10 protein-coding genes and 2 pseudogenes are annotated in these 19488 nt (G+C 51.4%); 1 reads left to right on the top strand and 11 read right to left on the bottom strand.

Annotation, left to right across the window (positions count from 1 at the left end; translation table 11 throughout):
• Positions 1-168 precede the first annotated feature (168 nt).
• The 3 genes and pseudogenes from RSX24_RS32310 to RSX24_RS08745 form a co-directional block, all read right to left on the bottom strand.
• Positions 169-1005 (bottom strand): annotated as a pseudogene (locus tag RSX24_RS32310) (acyltransferase domain-containing protein); the annotation flags it as partial.
• Positions 1006-1119: 114 nt separating this feature from the next.
• Positions 1120-5781, bottom strand: a pseudogene (locus tag RSX24_RS32305) (hybrid non-ribosomal peptide synthetase/type I polyketide synthase); the annotation flags it as partial.
• A gap of 62 nt (positions 5782-5843) precedes the next feature.
• Entirely contained in the window at positions 5844-6320 is a 477-nt protein-coding gene (locus tag RSX24_RS08745) for a DUF6790 family protein (protein ID WP_343260312.1), read from the bottom strand.
• 657 nt (positions 6321-6977) lie between these two features.
• Between RSX24_RS08745 and RSX24_RS08740 the strand changes: the two genes are divergently transcribed.
• The gene (locus RSX24_RS08740; protein ID WP_343260311.1) at positions 6978-8972 is read left to right on the top strand and encodes an S-layer homology domain-containing protein; all 1995 of its coding nucleotides are present in this window, start codon (positions 6978-6980) and stop codon (positions 8970-8972) included.
• Positions 8973-9183: 211 nt separating this feature from the next.
• On the opposite strand, the gene RSX24_RS08735 is transcribed toward RSX24_RS08740, so the two are convergent.
• Genes RSX24_RS08735 through RSX24_RS08700 form a run of 8 tightly spaced genes read right to left on the bottom strand, consistent with a single transcriptional unit; the run spans position 9184 to position 19482 of the window.
• On the bottom strand, positions 9184-11490 hold the full coding sequence (locus tag RSX24_RS08735; RefSeq protein WP_343260310.1) for a beta-L-arabinofuranosidase domain-containing protein: 2307 nt from the start codon (positions 11488-11490) through the stop codon (positions 9184-9186).
• Between the two features lie 37 nt (positions 11491-11527).
• Positions 11528-14203: a LamG-like jellyroll fold domain-containing protein gene (locus RSX24_RS08730; RefSeq protein WP_343260309.1), complete on the bottom strand. Its 2676-nt coding sequence runs from the start codon at positions 14201-14203 to the stop codon at positions 11528-11530.
• A gap of 2 nt (positions 14204-14205) precedes the next feature.
• Entirely contained in the window at positions 14206-15423 is a 1218-nt protein-coding gene (locus tag RSX24_RS08725) for an NAD(P)/FAD-dependent oxidoreductase (protein WP_343260308.1), read from the bottom strand.
• Positions 15420-15752, bottom strand: coding sequence for a (2Fe-2S)-binding protein (locus RSX24_RS08720; protein ID WP_438286782.1), 333 nt, complete (start codon positions 15750-15752; stop codon positions 15420-15422). Before RSX24_RS08720 ends, RSX24_RS08725 begins: the two co-directional genes overlap by 4 nt.
• Positions 15752-16024, bottom strand: a complete 273-nt coding sequence (locus RSX24_RS08715) for a (2Fe-2S)-binding protein (protein ID WP_236412573.1) — start codon at positions 16022-16024, stop codon at positions 15752-15754. Before RSX24_RS08715 ends, RSX24_RS08720 begins: the two co-directional genes overlap by 1 nt.
• Positions 16025-16037: 13 nt before the next feature.
• Positions 16038-17474 (bottom strand): aldehyde dehydrogenase family protein, encoded by a 1437-nt coding sequence (locus tag RSX24_RS08710; RefSeq protein ID WP_343260307.1) that lies wholly within the window; start codon positions 17472-17474, stop codon positions 16038-16040.
• A 50-nt stretch (positions 17475-17524) separates the two neighbouring features.
• Positions 17525-18412 (bottom strand): dihydrodipicolinate synthase family protein, encoded by an 888-nt coding sequence (locus tag RSX24_RS08705; protein ID WP_343260306.1) that lies wholly within the window; start codon positions 18410-18412, stop codon positions 17525-17527.
• 47 nt (positions 18413-18459) lie between these two features.
• On the bottom strand, positions 18460-19482 hold the full coding sequence (locus RSX24_RS08700) for a proline racemase family protein (RefSeq protein WP_343260305.1): 1023 nt from the start codon (positions 19480-19482) through the stop codon (positions 18460-18462).
• Positions 19483-19488: the final 6 nt, after the last annotated feature.

The following is a 19488-nucleotide window of genomic DNA, read 5'->3' as shown; positions in this document are numbered from 1 at the left end:
AGAGCATTTTCGGCGTACAGTCTGTCCTTTGAGCACCTTCCAGTTAGGTTCAATGCCTTCGCACCATAATTCGGCGAGTCTTCGGCTTACATATATACTGTCTTGCTCCGTTTCTTTGACATGGCGCAGCATATTTAGCACTGTCTGGGAATCACGTGATTGTTTATGTTGTCTGGCAAAGGAACTCAGCGTCCGCCCTGCACCAACCTCAATCAATACAGCATGTTCGTCCTTCAACACTTCAGCCAGGTTCGCTTCAAACAACACTGGCTCTAAAATGTGGCGGGACCAATAGTCGGGTTTCGTAATTTCATCTGGTTGAGCCCATGTGCCGCTCGAATTAGACAAAAGTGGGATCTGCGGAATATGAAGTGTGTATTCTGCCAGACAACGTTTAAATTCTGCGGCTGCCTCATTCATCATCGGTGTATGGAACGCGTGAGAGGTTTTGACACGGATGCACGTCCATCCCATTCCTTCTGCTTTGACTTCCATCCGCGCAATGGCTTCTGCCGTCCCGCCAATCACACAGGAGCCCGTTGTATTCACCAAGGCCAGCCAAGCTTCTTCATCCAACTGCGACTTCACCAGATCAGCATCCGCCATAATAGCAAGCATGACACCAGGCTGCTGCTGTTGCATTAAACGTCCGCGAAGCCGTACCATTTTGACGGCATCTCGCAGCTCGAACACACCCGCTACCGCTGCGGCAGCCAGTTCCCCAATGCTATGTCCGATCATGCCGTCCGGCCGGATCCCCAGGTCCAGCAGCGATTTGGCCATGGCATAACTTGTCATGAATAATGCGAACTGGCTGTACTCCGTCTGGTTGATTCGGTCAGGATGCTGGTCACCGTATACAACGGACAACATGTCTTCCCGTTCCTCCGCAGGAAGCAGGTCCAGAATCTCCAGAATATATCTTCTGAACAAGGGAGCTATGCCTGCTTGCTCTGCAGATTTGTACAGCTCTGCCCCCATTCCCTGATACTGACTGCCCTGCCCAGGGAACATAAAAAATACGGGGCGGCTATCTTGAGCCGAATGGTGGTACACGCGCGCTTTCCCCAACTGTTGCATTAATTTGTCAGGGTTATCCTTCCAAGTTTTATCCAGAACGAGCGCCTTGCGATAAGAAAAAACAGTTCTGCCCGTCTGCAGAGTCCAGGCTGCGTCCGAAACCGGTGGTTGCGGCTGCTGCACCAGATATTCCATTATCCGTTCAGCGGTATGGTTCAGCGAGTACTCTGATTTGGCGGAAAAAAGCAATACATTTACGTCTTCATCCGGACTGCACTGATCCATTTCGGGTGCCTCCTCCAATACCATGTGAGCATTTGTGCCCCCCACACCAAATGAATTGATTCCCGCGCGCAGGATTCCGGTATAGACTTGTTTCCAATTCACCCCATGCGCATTGACTTTGAAAGGTGTGTTCGTAAAATCAATCTTGGGATTCGGCTGCTCAAAATTGGCCGTTCCCGGTATAAAACCTTGTCTAAGGCTGAGCGCCACTTTAATCAAACCAACTACCCCCGCCGCTGTATCCATGTGCCCCACATTGCCTTTAACCGAGCCAAGGTAGCAGAATTGCTTTTGATCGGAGGCAAAAGCTCGAGTTAACGAATTGACTTCAATCGGGTCGCCAAGCAGCGTTCCTGTACCGTGTGCTTCGATGTAACTCACCGTTTCCGGGTCCACTCCGGCCACTTTGTAGGCATCCTGAATGACTTCGGACTGGCCGCTTACGCTTGGAGCAAGAAAGCTGAGTTTCTCTTGCCCGTCATTGTTAATGGCTGATCCCTTGATCACGCCATAGATATGATCCCCGTCCTGCAGTGCGTCGGTTACCCGCTTCAGCACCACTATTCCCATACCATTGGAGAACACCGTTCCGCTGGCATTCGCATCGAATGGACGACAGTGCCCATCTGCGGAAAACATCATGCCATCCTCGTAGACATAGCCCCCTTCATTGGGCAGCTCGACGGTAATTCCACCAGCCACGGCCACATCACATTCCCCAACAATCAGTGATTGACATGCTAGATGGGGTGTAACCAGAGAGGTTGAGCATCCCGTCAATGCAGTATAGGCCGGGCCTTTCAAATTAAGCTTGTACGCCATCCGGGTAGCAAGAAAATGGTTGGTGCTGAGCGTAAATGCTTCGTATTTGCTGCTATAATTTGCATCGTTAAAAAGCACCTGACGGTACCATTCGAAATCATCCGACCCGCCAAGGAACACTCCGACTTTCCCTGACTCGTCTGGTATGCAGCCCGCATCCTCCAGCGCTTCCCAGATCCCTTGATACAGAAGCCTGAATTGCGGAGACATCATTTTGGCTTCGCCTGGAGTATAGTCGAAGAAGCCGGCATCAAACTCATCAATGCCGTTGGCACGACCCTTGGCCTTGACGTATTTGGGAGAATGAAGCAATGCTTCATCCACTCCGAGCTCCCTCAATTCCTCATCGCTATAAAAGTGAATGCTCTCCCGCCGTTCAACAAGATTGTTCCAGAACTCTCGAATGTCCTCAGCGCCCGGCACATTAATAGCCATGCCAACAATCGCAATGTCTTCACGCTGAATACCAGCTCTGCGTTGGAACAGCTTTTCCCGCTCTGCAGGTATCTTGAGCACCTCATCGTGCTCACCCTGTTCTGCAAACTCTCTGAGTGTGGGACATTCGAAAAAACGAGGAACTGGAAACTCCACATCTGTGTGATGCTTCAGTTTATTATGAGCTTGAATGACGGAGAATGAATTACCGCCCAGCTCGAAGAAATGATCATCCCGCCCCACTCTCTCGACTCCCAGCACTTGGGCCCATACCGAAGCTACCATCTTCTCCAGCTCAGATACCGGAGCAGCATATGCTCTACTGGATGCGTGAGCATGCGTCATATCCGCCATGAGCACATTCCGATCAATTTTCCCGCTGCTATTGAGCGGAAATTCGGACTTATGTACAAAAACAGATGGAATCATATATGCCGGTAATGAACGGGATAGATGTTCTCTCAACTGGGTTGAAGGCAGTTCCCGCTCTGACAGATAATAGGCATACAGCGATCCAGGTCTGCCCTCAAATGATTTCATGACCACAACGCTCTGAACGATACCCGGATAGGACGACAGGACATTCTCGATCTCGCCTGTCTCCAGCCTGGCTCCCTGAAATTTAACCTGGAAATCAATGCGTCCCAAGTATTCTATCGTTCCGCTCGGAAGTGAACGTACCAGATCACCTGTGCGATACATATACCTGAAATACTCCGGGTCCCGTCCTTCATTAAAAAAGGGGTTGAGGACAAACTTCTCACGTGTCATCTGCTCCAGATTGAGATATCCACGCGCCAGTCCAACTCCGCTAAGACACAACTCGCCCGGAATGCCGATCGGCTGAAGCTCATCATGACTTCCAACGACATACCATCTGGACTCATTAAGCGGGTATCCAATCGGTACATTACCCAGACCTTCATAGCTGCTTAATGGATAATGAGATACCCATATGGTGCACTCTGTTGGACCGTATACATTTTCCAGGCTGGCTTGGATACCCAGCCTGTGAAACTTTCGAATGATGTCCGGTGTGACCGCCTCTCCGCCAACAAACACCCATTTCAACGTCTCTAGTGCTGACAGATCCGGGCGAAGCTCCATTGTTTCCAGAAAAAGACGGAACAAGGTTGGAACAAAATTGATATGGGTTACTTGGTGTGCTGCAATCGTAGACGCAATACGGGAAGGGTCTTTTTCTGCTCCGGGTTCAAGGATGCTTAATGCTCCTTCCCCCATAAACCAGCCAAACAGTTCCGTTGCGGAGACATCAAAGGTATAGGCCGTTTTCAGCAAGTAAACATCATCCGCCTGCATTGGAAAGCGACGTTCCAGATCAAGCAGCGTGTTCACTACGCTGTGATTTTCGATCATGACTCCCTTCGGCTTGCCTGTTGATCCCGAGGTGTACATGATATAGGCAAGACTACGCGGGTTTAGCGTTCCTTCGGGATTCGAGCTGTCTCCTGTGTAGGCCTTATCATCGGCCGTGTAGATAAAATGTACATCAAGCGCCTCGTCATCTTTCTCGGGCCGTACGGCCAGCACGGTCGATATGTCTGCATCTGATACGATATAAATCTTTCGGGATAAAGGATAGGATGGATCCATGGGCACAAAAGCACATCCAGCCTTCAAAGCAGCCAACAAGGCAATAACCAGGTCCGAGCTGCGCGGCATCTGAATGCCGACTGCTTCGTTATCGCTTTTCTTTCTCGCTATGATCTGTTTTGCCAGTTGATTGGCCTTTGCATTCACCTCGGCATAGGTTTGATACCGGGATCCTTCCAGCAAAGCCAACCGTTCCGGGAATCGTGCGACTTTTTCATGGAATACATCCATAATATGTTGAGGCTTGTAAGGAAAATAAGAAGTTTGATTGAATCGCTGCAGCAGGGTTTCTTTCTCATCCGGCATCAGCAGACTGAACTCACTGATTTTCTTCGCAGGGTCGGTTACCAGTTGATTCAGCAAGTATAAGAATCGTTGGCCCATTCGATCGATTGAATCCTCATGGAACAAGCCCGGCTTATACTGCAGTTTCAATTGTGTGCCTTGTGGGGATCGGTTCAATACAACCATAAGATCGCCTGGAAAAGTAACCTTGTCCTGTTCCAGCATACGTGTTTCGAGTGGATCTTCTTCATAGGAATCATAGACAAAGGAAATATCGAACAACGATGGTGATCCAGGCTGAGCGTGTAGCATACTGTCTCTGACAATGAGGTTATTGGGGTATCCGATATGTCTGTAGGTATCCATCCAAGTTGTGGCTACTTGCTGCAGCAGAGGTGTTAAATTCGATTCGAGGTCAATATGAAAACGCATGGGCAGCATATGGACAAAACACCCGATGGTTTCTTCCAGATCCAAGCCTGGACGATGAGAATAAGGGGAAACAAACGTGATGTCGTTTGTATCCGTATATTTATTCATGAGAATGCCAAAGGCACCCATAAAGAACATAAAGACGGTTACTTCATTTTCTTTGGATACTTGGGTAATATCCTCCATCAACGATTTGGGAATATCAAAACGCAGTTCACGTCCGATGCCTTCTTGTGAAGAACCTGCCGGGAAGTCATGATGTAAAGCCAGGGGTTCCGCCCCTTTCATTCGGTTTAACCAATATTCCTGCTCTCGGGCGTACTTGTTCTCATACAGTTTCTGATTCTCAGCTTCGACATAGGCGATAAATCCCTCGTCCTGCTTTACCTCCACAGGGTGGTCTTGAAGAAGAGAAGTATACAGGCGGATCAGTTTATTTTTCATCAATTCAAGCGATATCCCGTCGCAGATCAAATGATGGATACATAAGGTGAGGATATGCCGGTTTTCGTCCATTTTTACAATCATCATACGGAACAGAGGCCCTTGCTCCAATGCAAAAGGTGTTTCGATGCATTCTTCTATCCATGCCTTTAGCTGTTGTTCTTTCAGATCCTCATGCCCCTCACCACTCAGATCCCTGGAGACAAGCATAACGTCCATCTCTTCATGAACTGCTAGAATCGGTACATCGTTTTGAATCTCTATACGAGTACGCAGCACCACTTGTTCATGCATAAGCAGTTCAATGGCCCGGTGAAATATCTCCAAATGTAACGCATTCAATTGTATCGAAGCAGAGATGTTATAGGAAGCAGGATCGTTCACCAGACAGTCAAAATAGATTCCTTTTTGCGTTTCGGAAAGCTCAACGGTTTTTCGCAGCATCATGACCACACCTCGTTCGTTAATTGAGATTCAAGCTGATTAAGCATAAATCCAGTAACAGCTTAGTGCATTACCCAAATTCCGCCAGCCCATATGGAGAGAACCGTGATAAACGTCTGATATGCAATATCCATTATCAGATTTCCAATGCTGTCTCCATCCATTTTGCGATTTTTAATCATGACGTAAGTATGTGACCAAAGACCACTTAAACCGTATATGTACATCGTAACCAACACACCCACCCAGAAATTCCCTTGAAACCAGATGGCCAGAATCCCCATAATTCCAAGCCCTACCTGGGAAAATCCATATTTGACCTGAAATGGTCCGCCAGGCCATCCCAACATTTTGGCTGTCTGATCAGCTCTGGCAATGTTAACAACATAACCAATGACTCCAACCAGTCCAAACGTAACCACAAATTGATGAAGCAGCAGTACTCTGCTAATCTCGCTCATTTCCCCGGGGAAACCTAGCAAATAAAGATGAACTCCCCCTGAAATCAGCCCAAATAACCATAGAACCAAAAACCACATTCCTGCCCCACTCCCGACATTTGTTATTTTGAAATCAATTGTAACTAAATGTACAATTTTGTAGATATCCACATTATATAATCGCTTTTACATTTGTCAATTAGTACATATTTTTCTAGTTTGTCGAAGTATTTGTCATTTTTGTTCACATATGCGCAAAAAATAAATCTATATAGTTCTGTCAAACTTGAAAAAAATAGTACTTTGACACTAAATTTACATTTTCTATCATGAATTCTCCTTTTTTTTTTACGCTACAAAAGAACTACAACTCATTTATTTGAAAAATGTGATCGTTCAAAAGCATGTTTATTCGGCCAATCTATGTTCGAAAAGTAGGAATAATTTTTGCATGCCCCAACGTTAATTTGCCAGACTATTGCTTTACCATAGTTCCTTTACTTTTGTACGTTTCACTTGGATTTACATATGTATATTTATGATCTCGAATGATTTTAAATCTGAATGACTTTCGGGTCATCCAGTTGATAGCTACGAGCATTCTCATTATGCTTGTAAGGCAAGCCTGTATTCATCAACCTGGTCGTACATAAGCAAAGCTGGAGGTCACCTTTTATTTTCATCTTTATGTATTAAAAATCCCCTTGCTGAATCCGATATAATATAAGTCTTTTATACTATATTAAGGGGATATTTATGAAAACACGTAAACTGGCTGCAGCATCCATCCTTTCAACGACTCTTTTGCTGGGAGTTTTAGCATCCCCAATTGCAGCGTCTTCATCATCCCTCACGGATATTCCAAACAATTATGCCAAAAACGCCATCATCGAATTGGCAGACGCAGGGATAATGAACGGGACCGGCAACGGAAAATTCAATCCATCCGGCAACATTACAAGACAAGATTTTGCAATCGTATTATCCAAAGCATTAAATCTTGATTTAAGTATAGCCTCATCGCAATCAACAACCTTCTCGGATGTACCTGCAAGCTCCTATGCATTTGCTGCCGTTGAAGCAGCGTATAAAGCAGGATTAATTCAAGGTGTCGGCAACGGAAAATTTGCTGGTACCGAACCACTCACGCGCGAACAGATGGCAGTCATTTTTGTGAATGCTTTAAACGTTGATACAACCGGCAAGGGTTCAAAACTTGAATTTTCCGATTCTTCATTTATTTCAGACTGGGCTAAAGAATATGTGGCAGTTGCCATCGAAATGAAATTAATGGAAGGAAACAAAGATGGGAGTTTTAATCCTTCAGGAAGTGCAAAGCGCCAGGATGTAGCTTTGGTTACTTCTAAATTTCTCACGAAAAAAACCGAGTTAGATCAAGAACAAGCAGAAGAAGCAACGACCAAACCTGAGCCGGAACAAAAGCCAGAGCAGGAGCCTGTGAAAGATCCCGTCAAGCCTGTACAGCAACAACCATCGCCGCCTGTATCAAGCTCAACTCCTGAGCCAGCTTCTCCATCGGTGCCTGATCGTGACCCATCGCCAACACCATCTCCCGCACCAACTCCAAATCCAGAGCCAAATCCGAATCCAGAATCACCAATTAATGCGGCTCCTGTAGCTAAAGATTTGCGTTTTATGTTTGAAGAGGAAACCGAAAAGTTGGTTGTTGGTCAAAAGGTCACTATCGGCTTTACCTATGATGATGCAGAAGATGACCAACAACAATCCGTGAAATATGCTTGGTATCGCTCAGCGAATAGTGAGGGAAGGGAAAAAGTATTAATTCCTGATGCCAATAGTAGTTCCTACACTTTTACTTCAGATGATGTCGATCATTATATCAGCGTTGAGGTAACACCGATTGCTGCTACAGGAACCACGACCGGGGTAACAAGTTATAAGGTTTTAGAACAGGTCGTAATGGAGCCCTCGACTGAAGAAGCGCCTCTCACAGTGGACGCAAGCAAATTTTCAGTCATTGATAATTACTCGAATGAGATTGACCGAATCATCGGGCAGGCATCTGCAGTAAGCCGTGCAAATGCATGGGTGTATATCTACCCATGGGATGACAAAAATGGAAATAATGTTGTTGATGACGGTGAATTGGGAGATGGATATTTCAAGGGAACAAGTCAAAGCGACGGCTCATTAACTGGCGATCTCGGATACCTTGAACCGGGTGACTATACCTTTGTAATAACTGCAATGGATCCTGAAACACAATACGAATCTGCAAAGACTGCTGAAAATGCATTTAAATTTACGTTAACCAAGGGAACAGAACCTCCAGCAACACTAGAGACCGATTTCTTCGGATTTGATGATAATATGGCTTCGTTAGAGAAAGATTTTGAAGCAAATAGTTCAGAACAAATTATATTTGCTTATGCCACAAACGAGGAATTTCTCAATGGTACATTAGAAATAACTTCAGAAGGTATCACATTCGGAACCGATGATTATTATTACAATGACTCCAATGAAGATACAAAGATCTATTTTGAAGATGAACAAATTAGTAATGATGGGCATACTGTAATTATTTCAAATATAAATGGTATTTTCACAAAGTTAACATTCCATTTACAAGATAAAATCATACCTCAAAAAGGGTCTTATCTTATTAAATTTAAGGCAGACGCAGATGGGCCAGAGTCGGGTAAAACCCCATCTCCAGAGCAAAAACTAACTTTAAATTCAGTAGAATCAGAATTTCAAGAATATTAATATTCTGTTAGCCACCTCTTTGGGTCGTATGAACGATCATAGAGATGGCTCTTTTTTGTTATGGAACTTTAAGATGCTGCTTACCTTTAGCCCGTTCCTCCTGCTACCGATTATTTCAGGGTCATGTCCTAAGAAGAAATAAACGTACTCCCCTATTCTTGCCTTGCGAAAAAAAACGCACACTGTAGAAGTGTGCGCTTGCATTTCCACCCTATGATCCCATCGGGTTCCGTTCAATATAGACGTGATATCGTTCGTGAAACACATTCGCAAGCGGAATAAACAACAAATTGTCCAAGGTATAGCGGAAAGCAAACCCATGCGGCCCAGTCTCCTTGGTGAAACTTCTCATCAGGTCATCTTCGTGCAATTGAAGCTGCAAATAGTCATTTGCATCAGAGAGCGCAGCCAAAATGTACGGTCCATACGCAAGAGATGCCAGTTCCTTCCGATCCGGCGCCGTTTCCAGGCGGAGCCTGCAGTCGAAAAAGAGCTTGATCTCGTCTCCATCCTGCCAATCCCGACTGATGCAGATATATCCTGTAGGGTCATCGGCCATGTCGGCAGGCTTGCCGTTGATCTCCATGCGGCATTCCGGTCCGGCCCAGTATGGACGGCGAATCATCAATGCAAATTCCCCCGTTCCCTCCATCCGCAGCGCCGCTTTTCCGGGATCATGCGGCTCCACGTCCAGCGTCAGCTTCATCTGCCGTTCCCGCCAATGGAGGGTTGAAGGAACCAGCAGGTTCACATACAGCGCAGATTTATCGTAATGATAAATAGCTTCCGCATATTTAAAATGATTCTCCAAGCCCGTGCCATGGCAGCAAGTATTCCCCGTCACGTCAAAAGACTTTGTCCCGCCGGGTGCCAGCGGCATGAAATACGTGCTGCCTCCCGTCGGCTGATGATCGCATGAGGCCAAAATGTGATTAAACATCGTACGCTCGTAATAATCCATATATTCCGCTGCCGGATGATACGCAAACAATTCCTTCGTCAGTTTCAGCATATTGTACGAGGCGCAGGTTTCTGCGGTTTTTTCGCTGAGAAATTCTCCAATTTTGCCTGGCTGCCGGAACATTTCGCCTTCTCCCGTGCCGCCAATCGAATAGATATGCGCACCCGTGACGGCCTGCCAAAAAAAGCGGGACATGTCGTAATACGCCTTCTCCCCGGTTGCCTGGAATATTTTCAGGGCGCCGACCACCTGGGGGATATGCTGGTTGGCGTGGAGGCCGCCGAGGGCATCTATACCCGCGCGCAGCGGAACGAACAAGCGGTCGTTGTCAAACAGGTTCGCCGCCGCCAGATGTTCAGACTTGCGCGTGATGGAGTACAGCTCGGCAAGCGATTCGTTCATCCCGCCGAATTCGCCGGCGATGTACATGCCCCACATCGTTTTGAGCACGCGGTTTGGAAGCCGGTTCAAACGGCGGTATACCCAATCGCCAAGCTGATCGGCGATCTTCAGCGCCGTATGGATTCCCAAAAGGCGATAACAATCGAGCAATCCGGCAAAAATTTTGTGCAGGGTATAGTAAGGAGCCCATATTTCCGGATACCGGGTAAACTTCTCCAACAGGTCAAACTGCTCCTCGGAGTAACCGCTGAGGAAGCCGGCATCAAATCCAGGCTGACCAGCAAAAGCATGCTGGCACTCTTCCAGCGAAGCGATCATATACTCCGCCTTCCGCTTGATGTCCTCATCTCCCGAAGCTGCGTAGCACAACGCCAGCGCAGACAGATAATGTCCGGTCGTATGTCCCCTCAGCAAGCACCCTGGCGAATCCCAACCGGTCATTTCCGGAGCATCGCGCGTATCCAGTCCGGCAGCGGCTCGGAAATTATACAGCATCTGATCGTCATTGACCTTTTTCAGGAAGGCAAGGCTCCTGTCCTGAGCCGCTTTAAAGGCGGTTCCTTCCTTCAGCGCCACCGCCACAGCGGGAAAGCCATGCACGGCAGGAATTGTGTCCATCGTTTCCCGATCCTGCCCGGCTGCCGCCCAAACCTCGGCGCTTACCGGAATGGCCGTGTCTTTAAGGACACCTTTAACCATGATGGGACCGGGCTCATCCATCGTATATTCCTCTCCCGGTTCCCAATCCACGGCATGGGAAATGATCTCCCCCTCGGCCGTTTCGACCACGGCCACCGCCGGCAAATAAAATGGTTTCCCCACATCCGCTTTCAGGCGTATCGGATAAATCCGAGACACGCGAATTCGATTCTCTTCCTCCAAAATGGTCACGTTGTAGACTTTTTCCTTGCTGCAGCCGCCGTATCGAAACGTTGCCCGCAGCGGAACCGTGCGTGTGCCTATGCCATATTTCGGCCGGTTTACCGTGCCGTCGTCTCGGAGAAAACGAGAGTCCCCAGATGTCCAGCTGATTTTTGAACCGTATTTCCCTTCCCGGGGCAAGCGGAGATCAAATTCCACCGTGGCCAGATTGCCCAAATACAGCGCCTCCATATCCTGGATTACGATGCGTTCCTCCTCTTTAACCGAACCCATATCATGCCCCCCTATTCGCTTGTGGTACGTCCGACCGTTAACCTGGAGATGGGACGGACGTTCCGATCACCTTCCACTGTTGAATGCCTGTGGATGTCGTTTCCTTGGCCTTCATGGTAAGGCGGATTTTCGTCGTCGTCACCGGATCGAAGGAGGTCACGTTATACTGATCCGGAAACACGCCATATGCAGAAGGATCAGGCACCTCCACCCAATCGGTTCCCGTCCAATACTGGATGTAAAACGATGCCGGCAGATCGATCCCATCATTATCGTCAAACCAGTAAACCTCGCTTGAGGAGAGGGTGAACGGTCGGTCGAAGTCATACTGCACCCATTGCTCGCTCCCGCGGGTATCCCAGTTTCCGTAGACCGGATGCCCCCTGTCCGCCGAGCTTGTCGGCTCGTATTCGTCATTCAGCCCCGCCAGGCTTTCCCAAGGCGAGACGTAGGAGGCTGAGACGGTTCCTTCGATCGCCACGTTCGGATTTGCGGGATCCGGTGGTTCAACAACCGGCGGCGATGGTTTATCCGCGGCTAGAGCGGCGATCTCTTCCCCAACCAGCGCACGCGAATAGAGCTTGATTTCATCGAGGCTGCCGGCAAAATAATGTCCGTCCGTCCCGGACTTTCCGATATACTTGTTCACTCCGTTCAGCAGGGAACGAATACGTCCTGGATTCATTTCCGAGGTCCTGGCCTGTTCTACCCCATCCAGGTACAGAACTGCCGTGTTTCCGGATAGGGTGACCGCCGCATGATGCCATTGTCCGGATGTCAAGCCGCTGCCGGCAACGCTCACGGCTCCTGTCCCTTGCGGGCCCGGTGCTGTGAAGCGTAACGTACCGCCGGCTTCGATGGTTAGGTCCGCCGACGTGCCTGCGGCTGAAACAAATTCGAAAATGCGCGCGCTGGCTGTGTTGATATCCGAATTGTCAGAGGATGCACCGTCCGGACTCGGACCCCCGTTAACGTTTACCCAGGCGGAGAATGTAAAGTCCCGGGTTCCTTTCAGCATCGTATCCGGTAGCTTCATGTAGCTTGACGAGCCGTTCAGGCCCAACCCTCCGCCTCTTGCGCCGTCCGTGCGCGAAGCATGGTAAACGGCGGCATCATGGCCCGCACCGGAATAATCAAGGGCGATACCGGAATCCCCGGCCTCTTCTTCATCAAACAAGTAATTCCCTGCCAGCTCTCCCTGACCGACGTTTAACGTGAATTCCTTTTGCACCGGGGTGTTCTTTTCGTCATAATCCCGAAGCTGTACCGTAAATCTGTAGCTGCCCTTGGCTTTGCCGGATACCTTGCCAGCGATCGTACCTGTGAAGCGGTCCAGCGTCAGCCCCTCCGGCAGCGATCCCCCTGTGATATTCCAATCATAGAAAGGAACTCCGCCTTCGGCCTGCAGCTTCAGTTCATATTGCTGTCCTGGCTTTGCATTGGGAACCGGAACGTTTTTAATCGACGGGCTAAGAAAAGGTGTCAGGGAACGATTCAATTTCCAGCCCGCTTGTTCCGCAATCAACAGCGTCAGTTTGGTCAGCATCCAGCGCTTGTTGTGAAAGAGATGAGTACGGCCGCCGTTCTGGCCGCTGATCCGGTCCCAGTATTGTGGTTCCCCGGGAATATGATAGGTGTCATCCAGCGGGACCGGGACCCCTTGGTAGGCAACGATATTATCCGCTGTTCCTCCGCTGCGCTTATAAGCAGCCATGCCTCTCCAACTATGGGAAAACGCAAGCGCATGCCCGAATTCGTGCATGATGAGTCCGTACACGTCCGTAGATGTGTCGGACATCTCCGTCAGGTACCACTGCTCATCATCCAGCGAGGTAAACGGCGTTGCGGTATCGTAAAAGTCCAAAATGGTGAGAAGCGACCGGTGAATTCGGTCAGGGACCGTCACGCCGTTGCGTTTATGATATTTCCCGTTGTCGGACGCTCCGCCGGTCGAATAAGGGCCGTTGAGCCCTCTCAGATAGATCCACATCCCGTTGTAAGGCTCATCATTGGTCACGGAGTCATGACCGTCAAAGTTATCCTTTGGCAGCCGGGTGACTTCCGAATTCGCCGGGACGGTATCGAAGGGCTCCATATCAAAGAAGTAGAACCAATCCTTGATCGCCTGTTCGCTGGCCTCTCGGATCGCGGGATCGCTGAAATAGGGCTGGATCGTATCGTATCTGTAATCAAATTTCAGCGGCAGGCTCGGCTCTCTGGCATCATCCTGGTCCCATACGCGAATCGGGGTGGTTTGTTTTCGGACAGCGCCATTGGCATCCGTGACCGCGAGCTCCAGCGTGTAATGTTCGATCTCCCCATTGCCTCCGATTCGGTCGGGATGGATTTCGAGCAGAAAGGGCTTGCTTTCGCCGGCATTTTGGAACGTTAACGTCTTTGCCGCCCCGGTTGCGCTCAGCGTGCTCGGACGGTCCATCATCAAGCGGGAAGTGCCCTTGGCTTTAATATCGATCGTCAACGGATAGGCGGCGTCCTCGGGCGGAACCACGTTCAGTTTCACGTAAGGATTGGCGATGTATCCCTGCCAATCTACCAGCTCAACGCCATAATCGTTAAGCGTTCTGCCAAAAATGTCAATGATCTTCGCCTCTTCGCCGGTGGATTCCGCCTCCGCCGGCTCGGCCGCGGCCGGGAATGCACATAAGGACACCAGCAGCGAAAAGCTAAGTACCATGGATAACCACCTTTTCATACTCATGCCTCCTTATTCCATGTCTTATATAATCGGTCTCTGGCGCCCGAAATACCTGAATGAAATTGGATCAAAGCAGCGGCGCGAATCCGGCGAACATGCTCCATCGCTTCAAGCAGGTTACGTTCCCGGTCCATCCCCGGTGCTCCGGCATCGCGGCAAATGGCGGCCGCCGCGACTCTTCCCTGGGCCATAGCCACCTGCGCGCTTTCGATTCCCGTTATGTTTCCGGCGACGTACAAACCCTCGACCGGCGTCTGCATATCCTCATTGTGCAGCGGAACATGACCACCGAGTTCCTCTGCATACACCAATGGACATCCGGCCACCGCGGCCAATTCGGCGAGCGGGGATAAACCTCCGGCAAGAGCCACAAAATCGACGTTTTCCTCCCGTTCGCTGCCCGGAATGATTTCGCCTGTCCCGGTTACATCCGCCAGCGTCACGGATTCCACATGAAGTTCGCCATTGATCGAAATCGCGGAAGTCCGCAGCCGTAAAGGGATATCCCATATTTTCAGCCCGCGCCGCGGAAAAAAGCGGGATATTGCACCAGCCATCCCCAGGCTGGCGCCCAGCTTTCCCCCGATCCTCATCAGCGGAGACGGGGCCAAATGAGCAAGGCCCAGCAGACGTTTCACTGCTTCTTTAGGCACATCTTCCTTGCTGAATACGGAATTTTGTTCTGGCAGCACGATTCCGGCGAGCGAAATTCCGCTGACGGACAGCTCGCGGGCAATCGCCATGGCGAGCACATTCACGCCGATGATCAGCCCGCGACGGCCCGGCTTCACAAAGTGCACATTGGTCATTACCTGGGCGGCTCCGATCGACATGACCCCTGGCAGCGTCCAGCCCGGCGTCGGCTGGGGAATTTCGGCGGCACCGGTGGCGAGGAGAACCCTTGCAGCCGTGAACGACGCGCCTCCGGCTCTCACGACCCAGCAACGTTCATGCCGAAACATGCCGTGAACGGAAACGCCGCAGCGGATATCCACTCCCAGCACGCGGCATTGTTCGATCAACTGCTCCGCAGCCTGCCTTCCAACCCACCACTTCCCCTTTTCCTCGTGGAACTGTCCCAGCATGCGCCCGCCGGGCTGCGGGAATTCATCCAGCACAGCTACGCTCAAGCCATGCCCGGCCGCCACTGCGGCGGCCGATAAGCCCGCCGGGCCGGCTCCGACGATCAACAGATCGAATGACGTCGCCGGGGTCATGGCAGCTTCCTCCCCGTAATTTCATTGGACAGCTGCCGCCCTTCGGAAATGCGCATCCCCTCTTCAAGCGGGGTTAGACAGGAGCGCACCTGCCCCTTGCCTTCCACGGTCAGCCGGCATTCCATGCAGTGGCCGATGGCGCAATACAGGCCGCGGACCGCACCGGACTCCTCATGCCTGCGCAGCCTGCGAATCCCCGAGGCCAGCAGGGCAGCCGCAATCGGCTCGCCCTGAAGTCCGGTCAGCGTCCTGCCGCCAAACGTAAAGCTGACCGGTTCCCTGCCTCGTTCCCACCGGCCCAATATCGGATGATTCGTAATCCGTTCCATCACAATTCACCATTGGCCAACTGGCCGAAGGTCACGGGCCGCACCGGAGGACGATGGGACAGGAGCTCCGGGTCTCGGGGTGACTCCGGATTTTGGGCATGCACCCAGGTCTCGAGGAGATGTCTGCATACCCTGCCCTGACAAGCTCCCATGGCGGCCCGCGTTTTCATTTTTAGCTGCCTCGAAGTATGGCATCCTGACCCGTAGGCAGTCTCCAATTGAGCGAGGGTTACTTCTTCGCATCGGCAAATGATCATGGAAGGGCGTTTCATAGGAAACCTCCTATCAATAAGAAATGGCGCATGTCTTAAGCTCGGTGAAAAAATCCAGTCCAGCCTGGCCCTGTTCGCGCGAATGGGAGCTTGACAGCTTCATGCCGCCAAACGGGGACTGATACTCGACACCCGCGGTTTCCTGATTGACACGGACCATTCCGGCCCGAGCCTCGTCCAGGAACCGATGGGCAGCCGATAAATTTCGGGTAAACAGCGAAGCGCTCAGCCCATAAATCGATTGATTGCACAAAGCTACCGCTTCGTCAAAGTCGGCCGCTTTCAGCACCGCGGCGACGGGGCCGAATATTTCCTCCTGGATCAGTGGGTGACCTGCGCTTACGCCGGCGGCTACGATCGGCCGAATATAATACCCCTCTGAATTTCCGGAGACAGGCGGGCCCTGCGCCAGAATATCCGCTTGTTCGTTCGCCATGTGAACATAGGACATGACGGTTTCATACTGGCCTGCGGAAGCCACGGGACCGAGGTAAGCCTCGCTGTCCAATGCCGGGGCCAGCTTAATTTCGGACATGGCATGCGACAATTCCCTGACAAACGAATCGTAGATGCCTGACTCCACGATAATCCGGCTTGTTGCCGTGCATTTTTGCCCAGCCGATCGAAACGCGCCGCTGACAATGAGCGGCACAGCCGTTTCAAGATCGGCGTCGCTTAATACGACGGCAGCATTTTTGCCGCCCATTTCGGTCTGATATTTGATATTGCGCCTGGCGCACATTTGAGCAATGCCAAGTCCTGTGGACGTGGAGCCGGTAAAACTCACGGCGTCCAAAGGCGTTTCCTCCAGCAGCGCCTTGCCGATCCGGCTGCCCTTGCCGATAACCAGATTGATGACGCCGGGCGGAAGCCCAGCTGCTTCAAACAGTACCGCCAGCCTGGTCGCGGTCAGCGATGCAAGCTCGGCCGGCTTCCATACGACCGTGTTTCCGCAAATCAGCGCGGGCGCTATTTTCCAGATCGGAATGGCCACGGGGAAGTTCCAGGGCGTAATGATGCCCGCCACGCCGAGAGAAACCTTTCTCGTGAATTGCAGCACATTCCGCTCACTCGAAGGGATCACCGTCCCATTCGCCCGAAGGCCCTCGGAAGCGTAGTAACGCAGCAAATTCACTCCCCGCCTTACTTCCCCGCGCATTTCGGCAATCGGTTTTCCCATCTCCAGGCTTGCGAGAAGGGCGACGTCATCCGAGGCCGACTCCAGCAGATCCGCCATCCGTTCCAAATGACCGGCTCTGGCGGGGCCGCTCAAGCCAGACCAAGAGCCGTAAGCTATTCGCGCCGCCTGCTCCGCCTGAACGACCTGCGACGAGTCCGATAAATGCAGCACCCCTACCTGCTCTTTGGTATTGGATGGGCTGAATACGGCGCACTCTCCCGCCGTCGGCTCGATCCATTCTCCACCGATCCAGTTGCGGCTGTTTTTCATTCGCGTTCCTCCTTTTGCAAAGCTCATCATTCAGCTGATCCACCAACTGATCATGGCTGGCTCCATTCACGATTTACAGCAAACTCAAATGCTTCCTTAATGGCGGCATACTCGGCTTCCGGGAGAGGCAGGCGGGGTGGACGCGTCGGTCCTGCCGAAAATCCGGCCAGTTCCATCATATATTTGATCGACTGGACGAGCTGCGGACTGGCATCGAAGTGAAACAGCGGGAGAAGGTGGCGATATAGATCGGTTGCCTCCTGAACTTTTCCTTGTCTCGCCAGATTAAACAGCTCCACGCCTTCCTTGGGCAGGGCATTCGGCACGCCCGAAATCCAGCCCGTTGCTCCGCACAACGCACCTTCCATGGCTAAATCGTCAACGCCGATCATCACTTCCAGATCGGTATGGGCCAAAATAGCGTGCACGCGGCGGATATCCCCGGAGAATTCCTTCACGGCCACGACATGTTCAAGTCCGGAAAGTCTGGAAAGCAGCTCTGGCGTCAAATCGACTTTGTAATCATGCGGGTTGTTGTAAACGATGATCGGTAACCCCACTTCATTCAGTGCTTCATAATGAGCGACGACCTCAGACTCGAGCGGCTTGTAATTGATCGGTGGCAAGGCCATCACGCCGGCGGCTCCCGCATCCCTGGCGTGCCGTACCCAATCTACAGCCTGCTTGGTGGAAGGCGCCGCGGAGCCGACGACCACCGGCACTCGTCCTGCCGCGGCTTCGATGACCGTCTCTACCACCTTGGCCCGCTCCTCCTGCGTCAAAGTTGCATATTCGCCCAATGATCCGGCTGGAATCAAACCGTTCACGCCCTGTAAGATGAGCGTATCGCAAAGCTCGGCAAGACGCTGGTAATCGACCTCGTAATCCGCTGTAAACGGTGTGACAAGCGCGACATAGACCCCTTCAAATGTTGGCATATTGATATTTCTCCCCTCAGTGTTATCCAGCCTGCATCGAACTCGATTCAGTACAGAACAAAGCCTTCCGGCAGCGGGTCCGACGGATCGAGCAAAAAGTTCATAAAGCCCAGAATGTGAGCAGTTCCGGTAAGGCTGGGAATGACGGCATGATACCCGTGAGTTTCCGTTTCACTCGCGATGCTTCCTACGATTTGGGCGCCAGTGATGCCTTCATATATAACCTGCTGCCCGGGCTCCAGCGGACAGCGGGCATGCAGAACCGCCATGTGGGCGCAGGCGGCGGCCCCTCCGGGCGACCGATCAAGCTGCTCTCCGGCCAATGCAGCCGCACAGCGATATGCGAGCCGGTTCGGGTGTCCGTCATCGCCCGTTGCATCGTGCCTTTGATAAAAAAAGACGCCGTGAATTCCGGTTATCCAGTCCAATTGCGGATGCCTTACCTCAAGCTGCCGCTCGATCTCCTCCCGGATCAGCCTTCCCCATTCCCGCAGCTTCGGAAGCGCAAAAACATCACCGGTTTCCCACATCGACGTATCGACAACAGCATAAAACTCACCGCCAAAGGCGACATCGACCCTTGCCTCCATGCCTTGAACCTTCACCGCAAGCTGCTCGGCATACACGAAGCTTGGGACATTCCAAAAAGAAACCGAGCGGACCTCATGCCCGTTGCAGTCGGCAAATGCCTTGATCGTTCCGGCAGGGCAATCGATCAGAATGCCTTTGGCCAATTCCGAAGGCGACAGCTGTCCCGTTGACGTCCATGCCGCGACGGCGGCGATGATTCCGTGGCCGCTAATGGCCGAAAGGCCCGCCTGGTTCAGGAATAACAGCCCGAAGCTTGCTTCCTCCGTCGTTGGTGCCGTCACAATCGCCCCCGTCATCTCGCGGTGTCCACGCGGTTCAGCCAGCAGCAGCTTTCGGACGGAATCGAAATGTCGTTTGAAAAATAAAGACTTCTCATACTGGGAGGAGCCGCTGATCTGCGGCAGTCCCCCGGTGATGATCCGCAGCGGCTGACCGCAGGAATGCGTATCGAGCGCCGCATACCATTTCGTTGTTTCCATAGCTGG

It is taken from the genome of Paenibacillus hubeiensis, assembly GCF_032334105.1.
Classification (GTDB): Bacteria; Bacillota; Bacilli; order Paenibacillales; family Paenibacillaceae; genus Paenibacillus; species Paenibacillus hubeiensis.
Note: the sequence above shows the minus strand (reverse complement) of the source record. Positions and strands in the feature narration are given on the sequence as shown.